General features: G+C 45.0%; 13 protein-coding genes and 2 tRNA genes. 3 read left to right on the top strand and 12 right to left on the bottom strand.

Going from position 1 to position 16060, the window contains the following annotated elements; all coding sequences use genetic code 11:
* Positions 1–9: 9 nt before the first annotated feature.
* The 5 genes from H150_RS0100520 to mraZ form a co-directional block, all read right to left on the bottom strand.
* Positions 10–1422 carry a UDP-N-acetylmuramoyl-L-alanyl-D-glutamate--2,6-diaminopimelate ligase gene (locus H150_RS0100520; RefSeq protein ID WP_019957083.1) on the bottom strand — a complete coding sequence of 471 codons (1413 nt, stop codon included), beginning with the start codon at positions 1420–1422 and terminating at the stop codon, positions 10–12.
* A 65-nt stretch (positions 1423–1487) separates the two neighbouring features.
* Positions 1488–3245, bottom strand: coding sequence for a peptidoglycan D,D-transpeptidase FtsI family protein (locus H150_RS0100515; protein WP_026353351.1), 1758 nt, complete (start codon positions 3243–3245; stop codon positions 1488–1490).
* A 3-nt stretch (positions 3246–3248) separates the two neighbouring features.
* Entirely contained in the window at positions 3249–3509 is a 261-nt protein-coding gene (ftsL, locus tag H150_RS0100510; RefSeq protein WP_019957081.1) for a cell division protein FtsL, read from the bottom strand.
* 7 nt (positions 3510–3516) lie between these two features.
* The gene (gene rsmH / locus H150_RS0100505) at positions 3517–4461 is read right to left on the bottom strand and encodes a 16S rRNA (cytosine(1402)-N(4))-methyltransferase RsmH (RefSeq protein ID WP_019957080.1); all 945 of its coding nucleotides are present in this window, start codon (positions 4459–4461) and stop codon (positions 3517–3519) included.
* Positions 4458–4913 (bottom strand): division/cell wall cluster transcriptional repressor MraZ, encoded by a 456-nt coding sequence (gene mraZ, locus H150_RS0100500; protein WP_019957079.1) that lies wholly within the window; start codon positions 4911–4913, stop codon positions 4458–4460. The genes rsmH and mraZ overlap by 4 nt, the downstream gene beginning before the upstream one ends.
* Before the next feature lie 369 nt (positions 4914–5282).
* Here mraZ and H150_RS0100495 point away from each other — a divergent pair, with 369 nt between their 5' ends.
* The 3 genes from H150_RS0100495 (at position 5283) to H150_RS0100485 (ending at position 6851) form a co-directional block, all read left to right on the top strand.
* The gene (locus tag H150_RS0100495; RefSeq protein WP_019957078.1) at positions 5283–6437 is read left to right on the top strand and encodes a class I SAM-dependent methyltransferase; all 1155 of its coding nucleotides are present in this window, start codon (positions 5283–5285) and stop codon (positions 6435–6437) included.
* 100 nt (positions 6438–6537) lie between these two features.
* Positions 6538–6614: transfer RNA gene (locus H150_RS0100490), tRNA-Met, on the top strand.
* Between the two features lie 160 nt (positions 6615–6774).
* Positions 6775–6851 (top strand) — tRNA-Met (locus tag H150_RS0100485).
* Between the two features lie 158 nt (positions 6852–7009).
* On the opposite strand, the gene H150_RS0100480 is transcribed toward H150_RS0100485, so the two are convergent.
* The 7 genes from H150_RS0100480 to H150_RS0100450 form a co-directional block, all read right to left on the bottom strand.
* Positions 7010–8641, bottom strand: a complete 1632-nt coding sequence (locus H150_RS0100480; RefSeq protein WP_019957077.1) for an AMP-binding protein — start codon at positions 8639–8641, stop codon at positions 7010–7012.
* A 177-nt stretch (positions 8642–8818) separates the two neighbouring features.
* On the bottom strand, positions 8819–10324 hold the full coding sequence (prpD, locus tag H150_RS0100475; RefSeq protein WP_019957076.1) for a 2-methylcitrate dehydratase: 1506 nt from the start codon (positions 10322–10324) through the stop codon (positions 8819–8821).
* Positions 10314–11462 (bottom strand): bifunctional 2-methylcitrate synthase/citrate synthase, encoded by a 1149-nt coding sequence (gene prpC / locus H150_RS0100470; protein WP_019957075.1) that lies wholly within the window; start codon positions 11460–11462, stop codon positions 10314–10316. The genes prpD and prpC overlap by 11 nt, the downstream gene beginning before the upstream one ends.
* Positions 11463–11601: 139 nt before the next feature.
* A complete protein-coding gene (gene prpB / locus H150_RS0100465; RefSeq protein WP_019957074.1) occupies positions 11602–12489 on the bottom strand; it encodes a methylisocitrate lyase in 888 nt (295 codons plus the stop codon).
* On the bottom strand, positions 12486–13157 hold the full coding sequence (locus H150_RS0100460) for a GntR family transcriptional regulator (RefSeq protein WP_019957073.1): 672 nt from the start codon (positions 13155–13157) through the stop codon (positions 12486–12488). Before H150_RS0100460 ends, prpB begins: the two co-directional genes overlap by 4 nt.
* 191 nt (positions 13158–13348) lie before the next feature.
* Entirely contained in the window at positions 13349–15277 is a 1929-nt protein-coding gene (gene dnaK, locus H150_RS0100455) for a molecular chaperone DnaK (RefSeq protein WP_019957072.1), read from the bottom strand.
* A gap of 291 nt (positions 15278–15568) precedes the next feature.
* Complete coding sequence (locus H150_RS0100450) at positions 15569–16048, bottom strand: hypothetical protein (RefSeq protein ID WP_104932076.1); 480 nt, start codon at positions 16046–16048, stop codon at positions 15569–15571.
* Between the last annotated feature and the right edge of the window lie 12 nt (positions 16049–16060).

Below are 16060 nucleotides of genomic sequence, written 5' to 3'. Positions count from 1 at the left end.
TTACATTCTTTATTGACGTTGTGCCAACGCAGCGCGGGCACATTCAAAATCGGAAAAGTGGTTTTTCACGCCACCCATATCTTGATAAGTTTCATGACCTTTGCCTGCAATCAAAACAATGTCATCGGCTCCTGCATGGGCAATGGCATATTCAATCGCTTCGGCGCGTTCAATCGTCACATATTCAGGACGCTCAAGCGCAGGCAAAATATCATTCAAAATGTCTTGTGGCACTTCCAAACGCGGGTTGTCACTGGTCAACACCACTTTGTCAGCATATTGGTTTGCTGCCGCACCCATCAATGGACGCTTGCCCTTATCGCGATTGCCACCACAACCGAACACACACCATACTTGCGAATGCGCTTGTTTGAGTTCATGCAAAGTCGCCAAAGCTTTTTCCAAAGCATCTGGCGTGTGCGCATAATCAATCACCACCAAAGGTTTACCCGTTTCGCGAATGCCATCCATGCGACCTGTTGCTGGTTGAATCTTGCCCAACACAGATGCAATGTCCGCCAAAGCATAACCTTGTGCGCCTAAAACTGCCACGCAAGCGGCCAAATTTTGCGCATTAAAGCGTCCAATCAATTGGGTGTGAATCGTGACATCGCCCCAAGGCGTCCTGAAATCAATTTGTGTGCCGTCCAAACTCGGCTGATATGCCACAATGCACACATCTGCTTGCTCGGAAAAACCATAAGCATAAGCTTGTGTAGAAGGTGTGTTGGCTTGAATTTGCTGCAACAAAGAAACGCCAAACTCATCATCAATATTGATAATGGCGTGTTGCAAATGATGCCAGAAAAACAAACGGCTTTTAATGTCGCCATAAGATTGCATGTCACCATGATAATCCAAATGGTCACGCGTCAAATTGGTGAAAATGGCCGATGTGAACGGGACACCATTCACACGAAACTGATCCAAACCATGGCTAGATACTTCCATTGCCACCGCTTTGGCCCCTTCGTTGACAAAGCGCTGCAACCACTGTTGCACCGACCATGCATCTAAGGTGGTGTGGGTACTTTGTTCAAGCTGCTGCCAAAAACCATTGCCAACCGTACCCATAATGCCGCACGGTGTTTGCAATTGGTCCAAAGCCTGCGCCAGCCATTGAGTGATAGAAGTCTTGCCATTGGTGCCTGTTACACCAATCACATCCAATTGGCGTCCAGGATAGGACAATGCATCTGCCGCAATCACGCCCATATATTGACGCAAATGCTCAATGCCTAAATTGGGCGCATCACCGAAAGTCCATTCAAAACCACCTTCGGTATCCCAAAGCACCGCAGCAGCACCACGATTTAAGGCGGCCTGAATAAAATCGCGCCCATCAGTGTACTCACCGGGGCACGCTAAGAAAACTTCGCCAGCTTGAAGCTGGCGGCTGTCAATGACCACACGCACTGGCATGGTCAATCCCAAATCTGACCATTTCCAGGTCAATGGGTATAAGGGTGTTTTATCACTAAACATAGTTATGGCTGTTTTGTCGTTTGGGCCTCAGTGACATATAGAGGCTTGGTTGGTACCACGCCCAATACATTCAAACTGCCGGCCATAATTTCTTGGAAAGCAGGTCCTGCTACTAGACCGCCATAATAGCCATTTGCACTCGGTTCATCAATGCTTACTACGACAATTACACGAGGATTTTGTGCTGGTGCAAAACCTGCAAACAATGAAACATATTTACCTGTCGTATAACCTTTACCTGGCACATATTTTTGCGCCGTACCAGATTTGGCTGACACATCATAACCATTGACTGCACCGCGCGTACCCGTACCACCAGGCTCAGTCACCGATACCATCATTTTTCTGATATCTTGCGCAGTTTGCGCTTGTATGACTGGCTCACCTTGCGGTGCTTTGTCTAACTTATGAAATGTCACGGGCAAAATCGCACCATCGTTAGTAAAAATAGTATAGGCACGTGCCAATTGCAAAATACTTACTTGAATGCCATAGCCATAAGACATGGTCGCTTGCTCAACAGGTTTCCATTTTTCCCATGGGCGCAATTTACCATACGACTCACCCGGAAAACCTGTTTCCAATTTACGACCATAACCAATTTTAGAATAAAAATCATACATGTCTTGTGGCTTAAACATCGCTGACAATTTACTTGAACCGACATTAGATGATTTTTGCAACATGCCAGTAATACTCAATTGAGGATAAACATGTGTGTCTTTAATGACTTTCGGGCCCACGCTATATGGCATGGTATTCATCACCGTATTATTTTTTACTTTACCTTTATCCAAAGCCAAAGCAATCGGAAAAGGCTTCATAGTAGAGCCGGGCTCCACCATATCAATGACAGCGCGATTACGACGGTTTTCAGCAGTGGATTTAGCAGGATAATTACCATCAAAACTTGGCGCATTGGCCAATGCCAAAATCTCACCTGTTTTAGCATCTAACACCACGGCACTACCCGCTCGGGCTTTATGATGATCCAAAGTTTTAATCAAACTGTCATAAGCCACAGTCTGAATGCGTTGATCCAAAGACAACTTCAAATCTTCACCATTTTTTGCAGGACGGTTTTGACCTTCGTCGACCCCACTAAAAATAGTGCCGTATTTATCCACCATCACTGTTTTAACGCCATTTTCACCCGAAAGCGATTGATTCAAACTACGCTCTAAACCTTCTTGACCTTCGCTATCAATGTTAACAAAACCCAAAACAGGCGAAAACGCCTCACCCATCGGATAATGGCGTTTAGAATCTTGCTCCAAATGAATGCCTTTGATACCCAAAGCCTCGACTTCTTTGGCTTTATCCAAAGGCAATTGGCGCTTCAAATACACAAATTGGCGTTTTTTATCACTGAGCTTTTCCAATAACTCTTCACTGCTTACACCCAAAATAGCAGACAATTGCATCAATTGCTCTGCAGTTGGCAAAGTCGCTAGTTTAGATGGATCAGCTGTCACATAGCGCGCAGGAACACTCAAAGCCAAAACAGAACCATTGCGATCGGTAATCGTGCCTCGGCTGGCTGGTAAAGGCAGACTGCGTATCACACGCTGATTGCTCTGTTCTTGTAAAAACGATTGCTGCTGCGTCTGCATGTAAATACCCTTAGCACACGCAGCCACAAAAGCCACCGACAGCAATCCTAAAACCACAAACAAGCGTCCATTACTGGCTTGCACTTTTTTAGGCTTTTTGGACTTATTGGCCACCATCTTAGGCTTGAATTCGTTCTTAATTAGCATGATTTATTCTTTTTCTATCATTTTGGTTTCAGCCAAGCTTGGGACATGCAATTTTTGTTTGGTAGCAGCCGCTTGAATCACATGGTGATTGCCAAATTTAGCTTGCTCCAAAATCAAAACTGCATGCTCCTCCTCCAAGCGATGACCGTCTTGCTGCGCCTGAATCAATGCAATAAATACCACTCGATTTTCATAATGCAAAGTTACCAATGCAAATGCTGATGCGACCACCAATACCAACAACAACACATTCAATTTATTCATTTTGTATTCAAACTGTTTCTGTGCGCTGTGCAACCCGCATAATAGCCGAACGTGAGCGAGGATTAGCCTTCACCTCTTGCTCCGATGGTTTAATGGCTTTTCCCATCAATTCAATTGGGGGTTGAGGCAAATCCTCATCTTTAACCATCACCCAACGAGGCAATTTTGGTTTTTCCACCAAGCTTTTAAAATACTGTTTCACAATTCGATCTTCCAAAGAGTGAAACGCAATCACAGCCAAACGCCCTCGCGGATTCAAACGTGCAATCGCTTGGGGCAAAATCTGCTTTACTTCTTCAAGCTCACGGTTGATGAAAATCCGAATGGCTTGGAACGTCCTCGTCGCGGGGTCTTGTCCACGTTCGCGAGTACGGACGACTTGTGCCGTAAGGGCTGCCAACTGACCGGTCGTTGTAATGGGGTCTTCATCTCGCCGCGCCACAATGGCACGCGCAATTTGGCGATTAAACCGCTCTTCACCATAAGTCTTAATCACCTCTGCAATGTCTTGTTCTTCCGCCTGTGCCAACCACTGCGCAGCAGTCAAGCCACGGCTGGTATCCATACGCATGTCCAAAGGCGCATCAAAACGGAAACTAAAACCACGACTGCCATCATCGATTTGTGGCGATGAAATGCCCAAATCCAATAGCAATCCATCTACTTTTTCAATGCCCAATTCATCCAAAGCACTGTCTAAATTGGAAAAACCTTGGTGCACCACGGATACGCGAGCGTCTTGCGCCGCTAAAGCTGTAGCCACCGCAATGGCCTGTGGGTCTTTATCAAATACCACCAAACGACCTTGGTCGCCCAATTGGCTTAAAATTTTACGGCTGTGACCACCTCGGCCAAACGTACCGTCTACATAAATGCCGTTTGCCTGAATATTCAAAGCTTCTACAGCTTCATTCAGCAACACGGTTAAGTGGGTAAATTCTGTCGTACTCATAAACGCAATGTGGTTTTACCCAATTCTTCTGCTAATATATTTTCATCAATATCCAAGGCGGCCTGTATTTGCTCATCCCAAGCCGCTCTAGACCACAATTCCATACGATTGCCACGCCCAACCAAAGTCACTTCAGACTCAAAATTCACCAATTTACGCAAATTTTGAGGCAGCAACACACGACCCATAGCATCCATCGTCACGCTTTCCGCATGGCTTAAAACCAATTGCTGGAAGCGCCGCAACACCAAATTACTCTGAACGGGCAACGCCAACAATTGCACTTCTACTGCTTTCCATTCTTGCTTTGGATACAACAACAAATGATTGCGCCGCTCCAAAGTCACCATCAACTCATTGCTATCGTGTCTCAATAAAGCATCTCGAAACTTACTGGGAATCACCAACCGTCCTTTGGCATCGATGGTCAACTCTTGTATCCCATTTAACATGCACATCACCCATTTGGTGTATCAAAATCAACAATTCGTTCAAATTCCCAGCCAAATAAAGCTTCCAATTCCCACTTTATTCCACTTCATACCACACTATAAGAAAAAAAATATGTCTGGTCAATGTGCGACATCAAGCGCAAGCCAATAAAAAACTGTGTCATATAAATGGCTTAAGCTTCAAAACTGTATTCACTTCAACATCTCAAAGCTCAAAACAACACACAGACAAACGAATGACATTATACTTTTACTTTAACAACTGATACTTGCATTTTAGTTCCATAAACAGCATAAAAAAACGCACTTATATTTGATTGTGAATTAAAATGCCATGACTAAGATTAATCCATACTTGATTAGTGTAACATGAACAAAAATTTACCTTTGCCACACCCCGATGCAGAACAAGCAAGTTTGCATCTACAACAACTCATTGCCCAAAACATCATCACCCAAAATGGCTGGCTTTCCTTTCACGATTACATGAATATGGCCTTGTTTGCCCCCAATTTAGGTTATTACACAGGTGGTAGCCATAAAATTGGTAGCGCAGGCGACTTTGTCACCGCACCGAGTTTAACGCCTTTGTTTGGATTAACCATCGCCAAACAAATGGAAGCCTTACTGCCACAAACAGCAGGCAATATATATGAGTTTGGTGCAGGTACGGGTGAATTGGCGGTCAGTTTGTTAGCAGGAATCGAGCCAACATCTTTACAAAACTATTATATAGTCGATGTCTCACCTGAATTAAAACAAAGGCAATGGTCATTGATTGCAGAAAAATTGCCCGAACACGTACACAAAGTCGTTTTCTTAGAACAATTGCCCGACGAATTTGACGGCATCATCATTGGCAATGAGGTTTTGGATGCCATGCCTTGCCATGTCACGCGTTGGCAAGACGGTCAAATCTTTGAAATGGGTGTGGCGCTTGAACACAATCAATTCCAATGGCAAGCCAAAGCCATTACCGAAGGCGCTGTCTTTGAAGCGGCAAGCCGTTTAACGCCAGCGGCAACGCCTTTTACCAGTGAATTGCATCTCAATCAAATCTCTTTCATCGCCACTTTGGCACAACGCCTCAAACGCGGTGCCATCATCATGATTGATTATGGTTTTGATGAAGCGCAGTTTTACCACCCTCAACGCAGCATGGGCACATTGATTGGTCATTATCGCCATCATATTGTAGATGATCCGTTTTTCTGGCCGGGCTTAATGGATTTGACCAGCCATGTAAATTTCACCGCAATCGCGCAAGCGGCAGTCGACAACGATTTAGATTTGATTGGCTATACCAGCCAAGCGCATTTTTTGTTTAACTTGGGCATTACCGATGTTTTAATGAGCCGCCACAGCGATATTAACCACAAAGAATACTTACAGGACGCTGCTCACTTGCAGCAATTGATTGCCCCACATGAAATGGGTGAGTTATTCAAAGTGATTGCCATGGGCAAAAATATCGATGTCGATTGGCAAGGCTTTGCACATGGCGATTGGTGTCACAAACTTTAATCACCTTAAAAACAACAATATGGATTTTAAAATGTCAAAAATACTATAAATAAGTTGACTAAAAAAAAACATATCTGTATTATTCGAAATCTCAGGAAACGGCGAATTAGCTCAGTCGGTTAGAGCAGAGGAATCATAATCCTTGTGTCCGGGGTTCGAATCCCTGATTCGCCACCAAATTTTAGAAACCACATCTTCGGATGTGGTTTTTTTCATTCAAGCGTCCTGTAAAGCCAGAATCTGACCAATAGCAAACATATTTTTGCCTCACACAATCTGCGTACAAACATATTGACAAAAAAACTGAGCTTCTATAATATTCAACCCCTCAGGAAACGGCGAATTAGCTCAGTCGGTTAGAGCAGAGGAATCATAATCCTTGTGTCCGGGGTTCGAATCCCTGATTCGCCACCAAATTTTAAAAACCACATCTGCAGATGTGGTTTTTTTCATTCAAGCGTCCTGTAAAACTTATAGCATGTTTACAGAATGCTGGTTTCATTCTCATCACAAAAAAAGGGCATCCAAAGATGCCCTAAAACCACACGCTCATTGCAGCAAAAAAATCAATTTTATGGCACCGCCAAAATCGTTTTGGCTCGTTGGCGCAGCACAAATTTTTGTATCTTGCCCGTTGCTGTTTTAGGCAACTCTTCAAACACAAAATGCTTCGGCACTTTGAATCTGGCTAATTTACTCAAACAATATTCTGTCAATTGCTCAGGTGTTGCTGTCTGTCCCGCTCGCAACTCTACAAACGCCATTGGCACTTCGCCCCATTTTTCATCTGCCACCGCCACCACCGCGCATGTCAGCACAGCAGGATGTTTGTAAAGAACATCTTCCAACTCAATACTGGAAATATTCTCACCGCCTGAAATGATAATGTCTTTGCTGCGGTCTTTGATTTGAATATAACCATCAGGATATTTCACGCCCAAATCACCACTGTGAAACCAACCACCCTCAAAAGCCTCCGCTGTGGCTTGTGGGTTTTTCAAATAGCCTTTCATGGTGTGATTGCCGCGTATCATCAACTCACCTATGGTTTCTCCATCAGCAGGCACTTCGGTCATGGTTTCCGGATCCATCACCGTAAAACCTTCGACCAAATTTGAACGCACACCTTGGCGCGCATTCAAAGCCGCTCGCGCTTCAATGTCCAAATTTTGCCAATCATCGTGGCGTTCACAAATTGTGGCTGGACCATATACTTCGGTTAAACCATAAATATGGGTTATTTCAAAACCCATTTGCTCCATCGATTCCAATAAAGCCGCAGGCGGTGCCGCCCCTGCAATCGTGCCATGCACCACATGGTCGATGCCTGCTTTGGCTTCCGCCGAAGCATTGGCCAACCCCGCATGCACAATCGGTGCAGCAGCATAATGCGTGACTTTATGATCTCGAATCAATTGCAAACACAAGTTAGGCTCAAAACGGCGCAAGCACACAAACGTGCCAACTTTGGCGGTGATGCTCCACGGATAACACCATGCATTACAATGAAACATCGGCAAAGTTGCCAAATACACAGGATGTAAAGGCACGTTCCAATCAAGTAACATCGACAAAGAACTGAGCACAGCCCCACGATGTGAATACACCACCCCTTTGGGCTTGCCTGTTGTACCTGAAGTATAATTCAGCGCAATGGCATCCCATTCATCATTGGGTAAAACCCAATTGTCCGACTGATTCAAAGCGTCCTGTAAAAAGGTTTCATAATCCACATCACCAAACAAAGCGGCTTGTGGACCCAAAATATCGTTCACTTGTACCACATACAAATCAGGCAACGCCGCTTTGATTTGCGCCACTTCTTCTTCAAATTCACTGTCAGCAAGCAATACTTCCGCTTCGCCATGCTCCAAGATGTAAATCAAGGTTTCCACATCCAAGCGAATGTTCAAAGCATTGAGCACGCCTCCTGCCATCGGCACCCCAAAATGTGCTTCTAACATCGCAGGCGTGTTGGGCAACAAAGCCGCCACCGTACTGTTACAACTGATGCCATGCACTCGCAAAGCCGCTGCCAATTGTTTGCAACGCTCCGCCGTTTCATGCCAAGTTTGGCGCAAATCACCATGTATCACCGCCACGCGGTTGGGATACACTTCTTGTGCGCGCAATAAAAAATCAATCGGCGTTAAGGCAGCAAAATTCGCTGCCTGCCGACCCAATCCAGTATCAAAATCAGCCATCTACATTTCTCCTCAGTGTCGACTTGACGCGACTTTTTGTATTTGTGCTTACTTCATATCAATACTTGAAAAGGCCATTGCCTCATGCACAACGGCCTTTTTCTCCTTTGAGTCGACTTGGCGCGACTTTTTTTAACCTTATTTAATCAGGCTTGATGTGGCGTCCTGTAAAAACTTTTATAAGACAAAAGCTTCTACAAAACGATGGACTGCAGTTTGATTCAAAGTTTGAGCATCGGCACACAAATCAAAAATAGCATTTGAGCGTTGCGGCACAAAACGCGTTGCCAAATTGGCTTTGAATTTGGCTTCCAATAATGGAATGCCTTCTGCACGGCGGCGACGGTGACCGACTGGATACTCGATTTCCACTTGCTCAGTAGACGTGCCATCTTTAAAGAACACTTGCAAAGCATTGGCAATCGAACGCTTGTCGCTTTCCAAATACTCGCGGCTGTAACGCTCGTCTTCGACAATTTCCATTTTCTCGCGCAACTCATCAATCAATGGATTCGCCGCATGGAAACCATCTTCGTAATGCTCAGCCACCAAATCACCAAAAATCAATGGCACAGCCGTCATGTATTGCAAGCAATGGTCACGGTCAGCTGGATTGGCCAAATCACCCACTTTAGAAATGATGCGAATGGCAGATTCGTGCGTGGTAATGACAATTTTTTCAATGTCGGCAATGCGGTCTTTGACTTGTGGATGCAAACGAACCGCTGCTTCGCAAGCCGTTTGCGAATGGAATTCCGCTGGGAACGAAATCTTGAACAAAATATTTTCCATCACATACGAATCGAAAGCTTGTGGCAATGAAAATTGACGCTCAGATTCAGATTTCAAAGCCAAATCTTTGTTGGTGTGGCTGAACAAAATGTCATAAAAACCCCATTGTGGCGCAGTCAATACGCCCGGAATGCCCATTTCGCCACGCAAAGCCACCAAAGCCAAGAACACGCCACGGCTGGTTGCATCGCCTGCTGCCCAAGATTTGCGCGAACCTGCATTCGGTGCGTGGCGGTAAGTGCGCAAAGCCTGACCATCGACAAACGCATGCGATACCGCAGACAACAATTGCTCACGCGTCGCGCCCAACATTTTGGCAGACACGGCAGTAGAGGCGACTTTCACCAACAACACATGGTCCAAACCCACACGGTTAAACGAGTTCTCCAAAGCCAACACGCCTTGAATTTCGTGCGCTTGAATCATGCCAATCAACACATCTTTCATCGTCAATGGCGCTTCGCCTTGGGCAATACGCTGTTGTGACAAATAATCTGCCACCGCCAAAATCGCACCCAAATTGTCCGATGGATGACCCCATTCAGCCGCCAACCAAGTATCGTTGTAATCCAACCAACGCACGATGCAACCAATATTCCAAGCGGCCTGTACTGGGTCTAAGCAATACGGCGTGCCTGGTACACGCGCACCATTTGGCACAAACGTACCCGGAATAATCGGACCCAAATGTTTGGTACATTCAGGAAAACGCAAAGCCAGCAAACCGCAACCCAAAGTGTCCATCAAACACAAACGCGCTGTATTGAATGCTTCGTCAGAGAAATTCGGCTCTGCCAAAACATAATCCACGATGGTTTGAATCACGCTATCGTAATCAGGACGGTTATTGACATCGACGTTGTGCGACAACAAATCAGCATTATTTGACACTTGCAACTCCTTCACGTTGGGCAATTGGGGTAACAGTACGTTGTTCAGCTCCAGTGTATTCGGCACTTGGACGAATGATGCGGTTGTCGGCACGTTGCTCAAATACATGTGCCATCCAACCTGTCACACGCGAGCAGACAAAAATTGGGGTAAACAATGGGGTTGGGATGTTCATGAAGTTGTAAGCGCTGGCATGGAAAAAGTCTGCATTTGGAAACAGTTTTTTCTCATCCCACATCACTTGCGCAATCGCTTCTGAAATCGGGAACAAGGTTTCATCACCAGTATCCTCAGACAAACGTCGTGACCAAGCTTTGATGACTTCATTGCGAGGATCGAATTCTTTGTAAATGGCATGACCAAAACCCATGATCAAATCTTTATTGGCCAACATTTTCAAAGTGCCATCTACCGCGTCTTGAGGGTCTTTGAATTTGCTGATCATCGCCATCGCCGCTTCGTTCGCACCACCATGCAAAGGACCACGCAAAGAGCCGATTGCAGCAGTCACACAAGAATACAAATCAGACAAAGTCGATGCACAAACACGAGCGGTAAAGGTAGAAGCATTAAATTCATGTTCTGCATACAAAATCAACGACACATTCATCACTTTGGTATGCAATTCAGATGGTTTTTTATCCAACATCAAACGCAGAAAATGACCTGCTAATGTTTTTTCATCGGTTTGCGTATTGATGCGTTTGCCAAAATGGCTGTATTGATACCAATAACATAAAATCGCTGGCAAAATCGCCACCAAACGCACCGCAATGTCTTGTTGTTGGGTGAAAGAATGCTCAGGCTCCAAAGTGCCCAAAACGGAAACACCCGTACGCAAAACGTCCATCGGATGCGCACTCGCTGGCAATTGCTCCAAAGCCAAACGCAAAGCACGTGGCAATTCTCGTTGCAAACGCAATTGTTCTTGGTAATGATTCAATTGTGATTGGGTTGGCAACTCGCCTTTGAGCAGCAAATACGCCACCTCTTCAAACGAACAATGCTCTGCCAATTCACGCACATCGTAACCACGATACGTCAAGCCCGCACCTTCTTTACCCACTGTACACAAAGCGGTTTTGCCTGCCACTTGTCCACGCAAACCTGCACCTGATAAGACTTTTGCTTCTGCCATCTATTTCTCCTTTGTAACTTGTTTTTTGATTCAAAAGATACTTCTGAGACTGTCTAAATATGTGTCGTTTTGTTGTTGATTTTGGTATTAATGACTTGCTACGGGCGGCCTGTAAATATTTACAGGACGCTTAAAATTGTTATTTGGCTTTGGCTGCAGCATACAGCTCATCTAGTTTGTTTTCATACGAATGGTAATTCAAATAATGGTATAAATCGGCACGCGATTGCATGATATCAATCACACCTTGTTGTGTGCCTTGCTCGCGAATTTCTTGATAAACTTTCAAAGCCGCCGCATTCATCGCACGGTACGCACCGCAACAATACAAAATGATGTCCACATCAGCAGACGCCAATTCATCCCGCGTGAACAAAGGCGTTTGACCAAACTCAGTGATGTTCGCCAAAATCGGCACACCCACCGCCTCACGCACTTTTTTATACATCGCCAAAGTATTAATCGCTTCAGGAAAAATCATATCCGCACCCGCTTCAACATACGCCTGACAACGCTCTATCATTTTGTCCAAGCCTTCTGAAGCATATGCATCCGAACGCGCCATAATCACAAAACTCTCGTCTGTGCGTGCATCGACTGCGGCCTTAATGCGGTCAACCATTTCTTCTTTAGACACCACCGCTTTGTTCGGACGATGACCACAACGTTTGGTACCTGTTTGGTCCTCCATATGAACTGCCGCCACACCTGCTTTGATAAACGATTTAACCGTGCGAGCAATGTTAAACGCCCCACCCCAACCGGTATCAATGTCTACTAACACAGGCAAGTCCGTTGCATTGGTAATGCGATTGGCATCAATCAACACATCCTCCATCGTCGAAATGCCCAAGTCCGGCAAGCCCAAAGAATTGGCAGACACCGCACCACCTGAAACATACAAAGCTTTGTAACCCACAGCTTCAGCCATGCGTGCGGTATATGCGGTCAAAGTACCGACCACTTGCAAAGGTTGCTCTTCTTGCACAGCATTGCGGAAACGTTGACCTGGGGTAATGTGACTCATACTTGCTCCTCAATAGATGCTTCATTTTTAAAATGACTGGCCATGTTTTGTTTTGAAGCTTGAATGTGGCGGCGCATCAACAATTCTGCCAATTCGCCATCCTTGGCCGCCAATGCGTCCACAATCCGATAATGCTCTTGCAAAGCTTGTACAGGACGCTTAGGCGCGCTCGAAAATCGAATGCGATACATGCGTACCAATTGGTATAACTCATCACACAACATGGTTTTCAAAGTTTGGTTACCACTGGCGACAATGATGCGGTGGTGAAAATCATAATCGCCATCTTGTTCATAATAGGATTTGCCCGCTTGAAACTGTGGATCTTGTTCGTGTACTTTCAACACCGCATACAAGCCATCAATATCTGCTTGCGTCATATTTTCTGCCGCCAAACGACAAGCCATGCCTTCTAATTGAGCGCGCACATCATACAACTCTTCCAATTCACGTAAACTCAAAGACACCACTCGCGCGCCCACATGCGGCATGCGCACCAATAATTTTTGTCCTTCCAAACGGTTCAATGCTTCCCGCAATGGACCTCGACTGATGCCATAGGTATCTGCCAATTCTTGCTCCGATACCTTACTTCCCGGCTCAAGTTCGCCACGAATGATAGCGGCCTGTAACTGTAAAAATACTTGTTCTGCGCGTGTGGCGTTCATTTCTGTGCTTTTCGTCATATTGTTGACAATTTTTATTTTAATGACGCTAATTTACACATTAAATCCAATTTAAACAATATTTATTTTTAATATTGTCTACAATTTTTGATTTTCATCAGCAGATGTCTGTTTTCCAGACGCAAAAAAAGACACCTTTTACAAGGTGTCTTTCACTCGACTCAAAACGAAGATTATTTGTCTTCTTTTTTGTCTTTCACTTCTTCAAAATCAGCATCAACCACATCATCGGCAGCTGCTTTTTTAGGTTCAGCATCAGGCGCTTGACCTGCTTCAGCCTGTGCTTGAGCGTACATCATTTCGCCCAATTTTTGGCTCACAGTACCCAAAGCTTCTGCTTTGGCATCAATCGCTTCTTTGTCTTCGCCTTGCAATGCTTCTTCGGTTTCTTTGATGGCTGCTTCAATTTTTTCTTTTTCAGCAGCATCCAATTTATCACCGTATTCAGTCAAAGATTTTTTCACTGAATGAACCAAACCTTCCGCTTGATTGCGTGAAGCCACCAATTCGGTCAATTTTTTGTCTTCTTCGGCATTCGCTTCAGCATCTTTCACCATGCGCTCGATTTCTTCTTCGCTCAAACCGCTAGAAGCTTGAATGGTGATGTTGGCTTTTTTGCCTGTACCTTTATCCAAAGCAGACACGTGCAAGATACCGTTGGCATCAATGTCAAACGTCACTTCAATTTGTGGCATGCCACGAGGAGCAGGAGCAATGTCGCCCAAGTTGAACTGGCCCAAAGATTTGTTAGCAGATGCACGGTCACGCTCACCTTGCAACACATGGATGGTCACAGCATTTTGGTTGTCTTCAGCAGTTGAGAACGTTTGGTTCGCTTTGGTTGGAATGGTGGTGTTTTTGGTGATCAATTTGGTCATCACACCGCCCATGGTCTCAATACCCAAAGACAATGGGGTTACATCCAACAACAACACGTCATTACGACCACCGCTCAACACTTCACCTTGAATCGCCGCGCCCACAGCCACCGCTTCATCAGGGTTCACGTCTTTGCGAGGTTCTTTACCGAAGAAGTCTTTGACAGCGTCCTGTACTTTAGGCATACGGGTTTGACCGCCTACCAAAATCACATCGTCGATGTCGTTCACGCTCAAGCCAGCGTCTTTAATCGCAGTACGGCAAGGCTCAATCGAACGCACGATTAAATCTTCTACCAAGCTTTCAAATTTCGCACGCGTCACTTTCAATGCCAAGTGTTTAGGACCTGTGGCATCCATGGTGATGTATGGCAAGTTGATGTCGGTTTGTTGGCCACTAGACAATTCGATTTTGGCTTTTTCAGCTGCTTCTTTCAAGCGTTGCAAAGCCATGACGTCTTTGGTCAAATCAATGCCTTGTTCTTTTTTGAACTCGTCAATGATGTAGTTAATCAAGCGTTGGTCAAAGTCTTCACCGCCCAAGAATGTGTCACCGTTGGTTGCCAACACTTCAAATTGTTTGTCGCCATCAACATCGGCAATTTCAATGATTGAAATGTCAAAAGTACCACCGCCCAAGTCGTAAACCGCAATTTTACGGTCGCCTGAAGCTGCTTTGTCCATACCGAACGCCAAAGCCGCAGCAGTTGGTTCATTGATGATGCGTTTCACTTCCAAACCAGCGATACGGCCAGCGTCTTTAGTGGCTTGGCGTTGGCTGTCATTGAAGTAAGCAGGAACAGTAATCACTGCTTCAGAAACGGTTTCGCCCAAATGGGCTTCAGCCGCTTGCTTCATTTTGCGCAAGATTTCAGCTGATACTTGTGGTGGCGACAATTCTTTGTCTTGTACTTTCACCCAAGCATCGCCATTAGATGCTTTTACGATTTCAAATGGCAATTTGTCGATGTCTTTTTGTACTTCAGCATCTTCAAAACGGCGACCAATCAAACGTTTTACTGCATAAATAGTGTTTTTAGGATTGGTCACGGCTTGGCGTTTGGCAGGCGCACCCACCAAAATTTCGCCGCCATCAACGTATGCCACCACTGAAGGTGTGGTGCGTGCGCCTTCTGCGTTTTCGATTACTTTGGTTTGGCCATTTTCTGAAATCGCCAAACAAGAGTTGGTTGTACCTAAGTCAATACCAATTACTTTAGCCATGTTTCGTTATCTCCAATACGATGGTCAAACCATCACAAAATCAAAATAAATATGAATTAATCTATGCTAGGAAAATGGGGCATCTGTGTCATATTTCAAGTGTTCAAAACCATTTTGTTTGTAACACCCACACTGCCTATTTCCTTCTTGAAAGACTAAATGGGAAACAAAATCTGAATTTCAAGAGCCTTAAGCAATATTTTTCCAAACCATGCTCTAAAGTCATATAAAAAGCGCCCTGTAAAGTTACAGGACGCTTGATGGGAACTGCCAATCATACCCATATCAAGATTAATTCGAATTTTCCATTAACCATTGCAAATCACGCAAAAATTGTTTGGTATTCTCAACTGGTGCCGATGAATGAGCACACGCCCATAATTCAGGATATGACTGCGTGTTTTGGCAAGTCACTTGTGGCAAAGCTTGCAATTTTTTCAGCAACGCAGGTTGCAAGAAACCACCCACACCGACAATGTTTTCACCTTGATTATAAGCAAACAAATAAGGTGTATTGTCCGCCTCTTCATCGCCATCAATCATATGGTAAGGACCATGAATCACTTGTGCAGGTTGTTTCCAATTGACATCATCCAAATCAAAACGGTTGTTTTTCAAAAACGCCATGCTGCGTTCTGGTGTGATGTTCGCTTGTGACAACAAAGTCACGGCATCTTGCTCCAAACGCTTCATACCAGCGTTGTTGATAATCTCAGCCGATGCCATCGCGCCCATACCCAGTAAAACCACGCTCAATATCATTTTTTTCATCATCGCACTTCA

Source organism: Vitreoscilla stercoraria DSM 513, assembly GCF_000382305.1.
GTDB lineage: Bacteria > Pseudomonadota > Gammaproteobacteria > Burkholderiales > Neisseriaceae > Vitreoscilla > Vitreoscilla stercoraria.
Note: the sequence above shows the minus strand (reverse complement) of the source record. Positions and strands in the feature narration are given on the sequence as shown.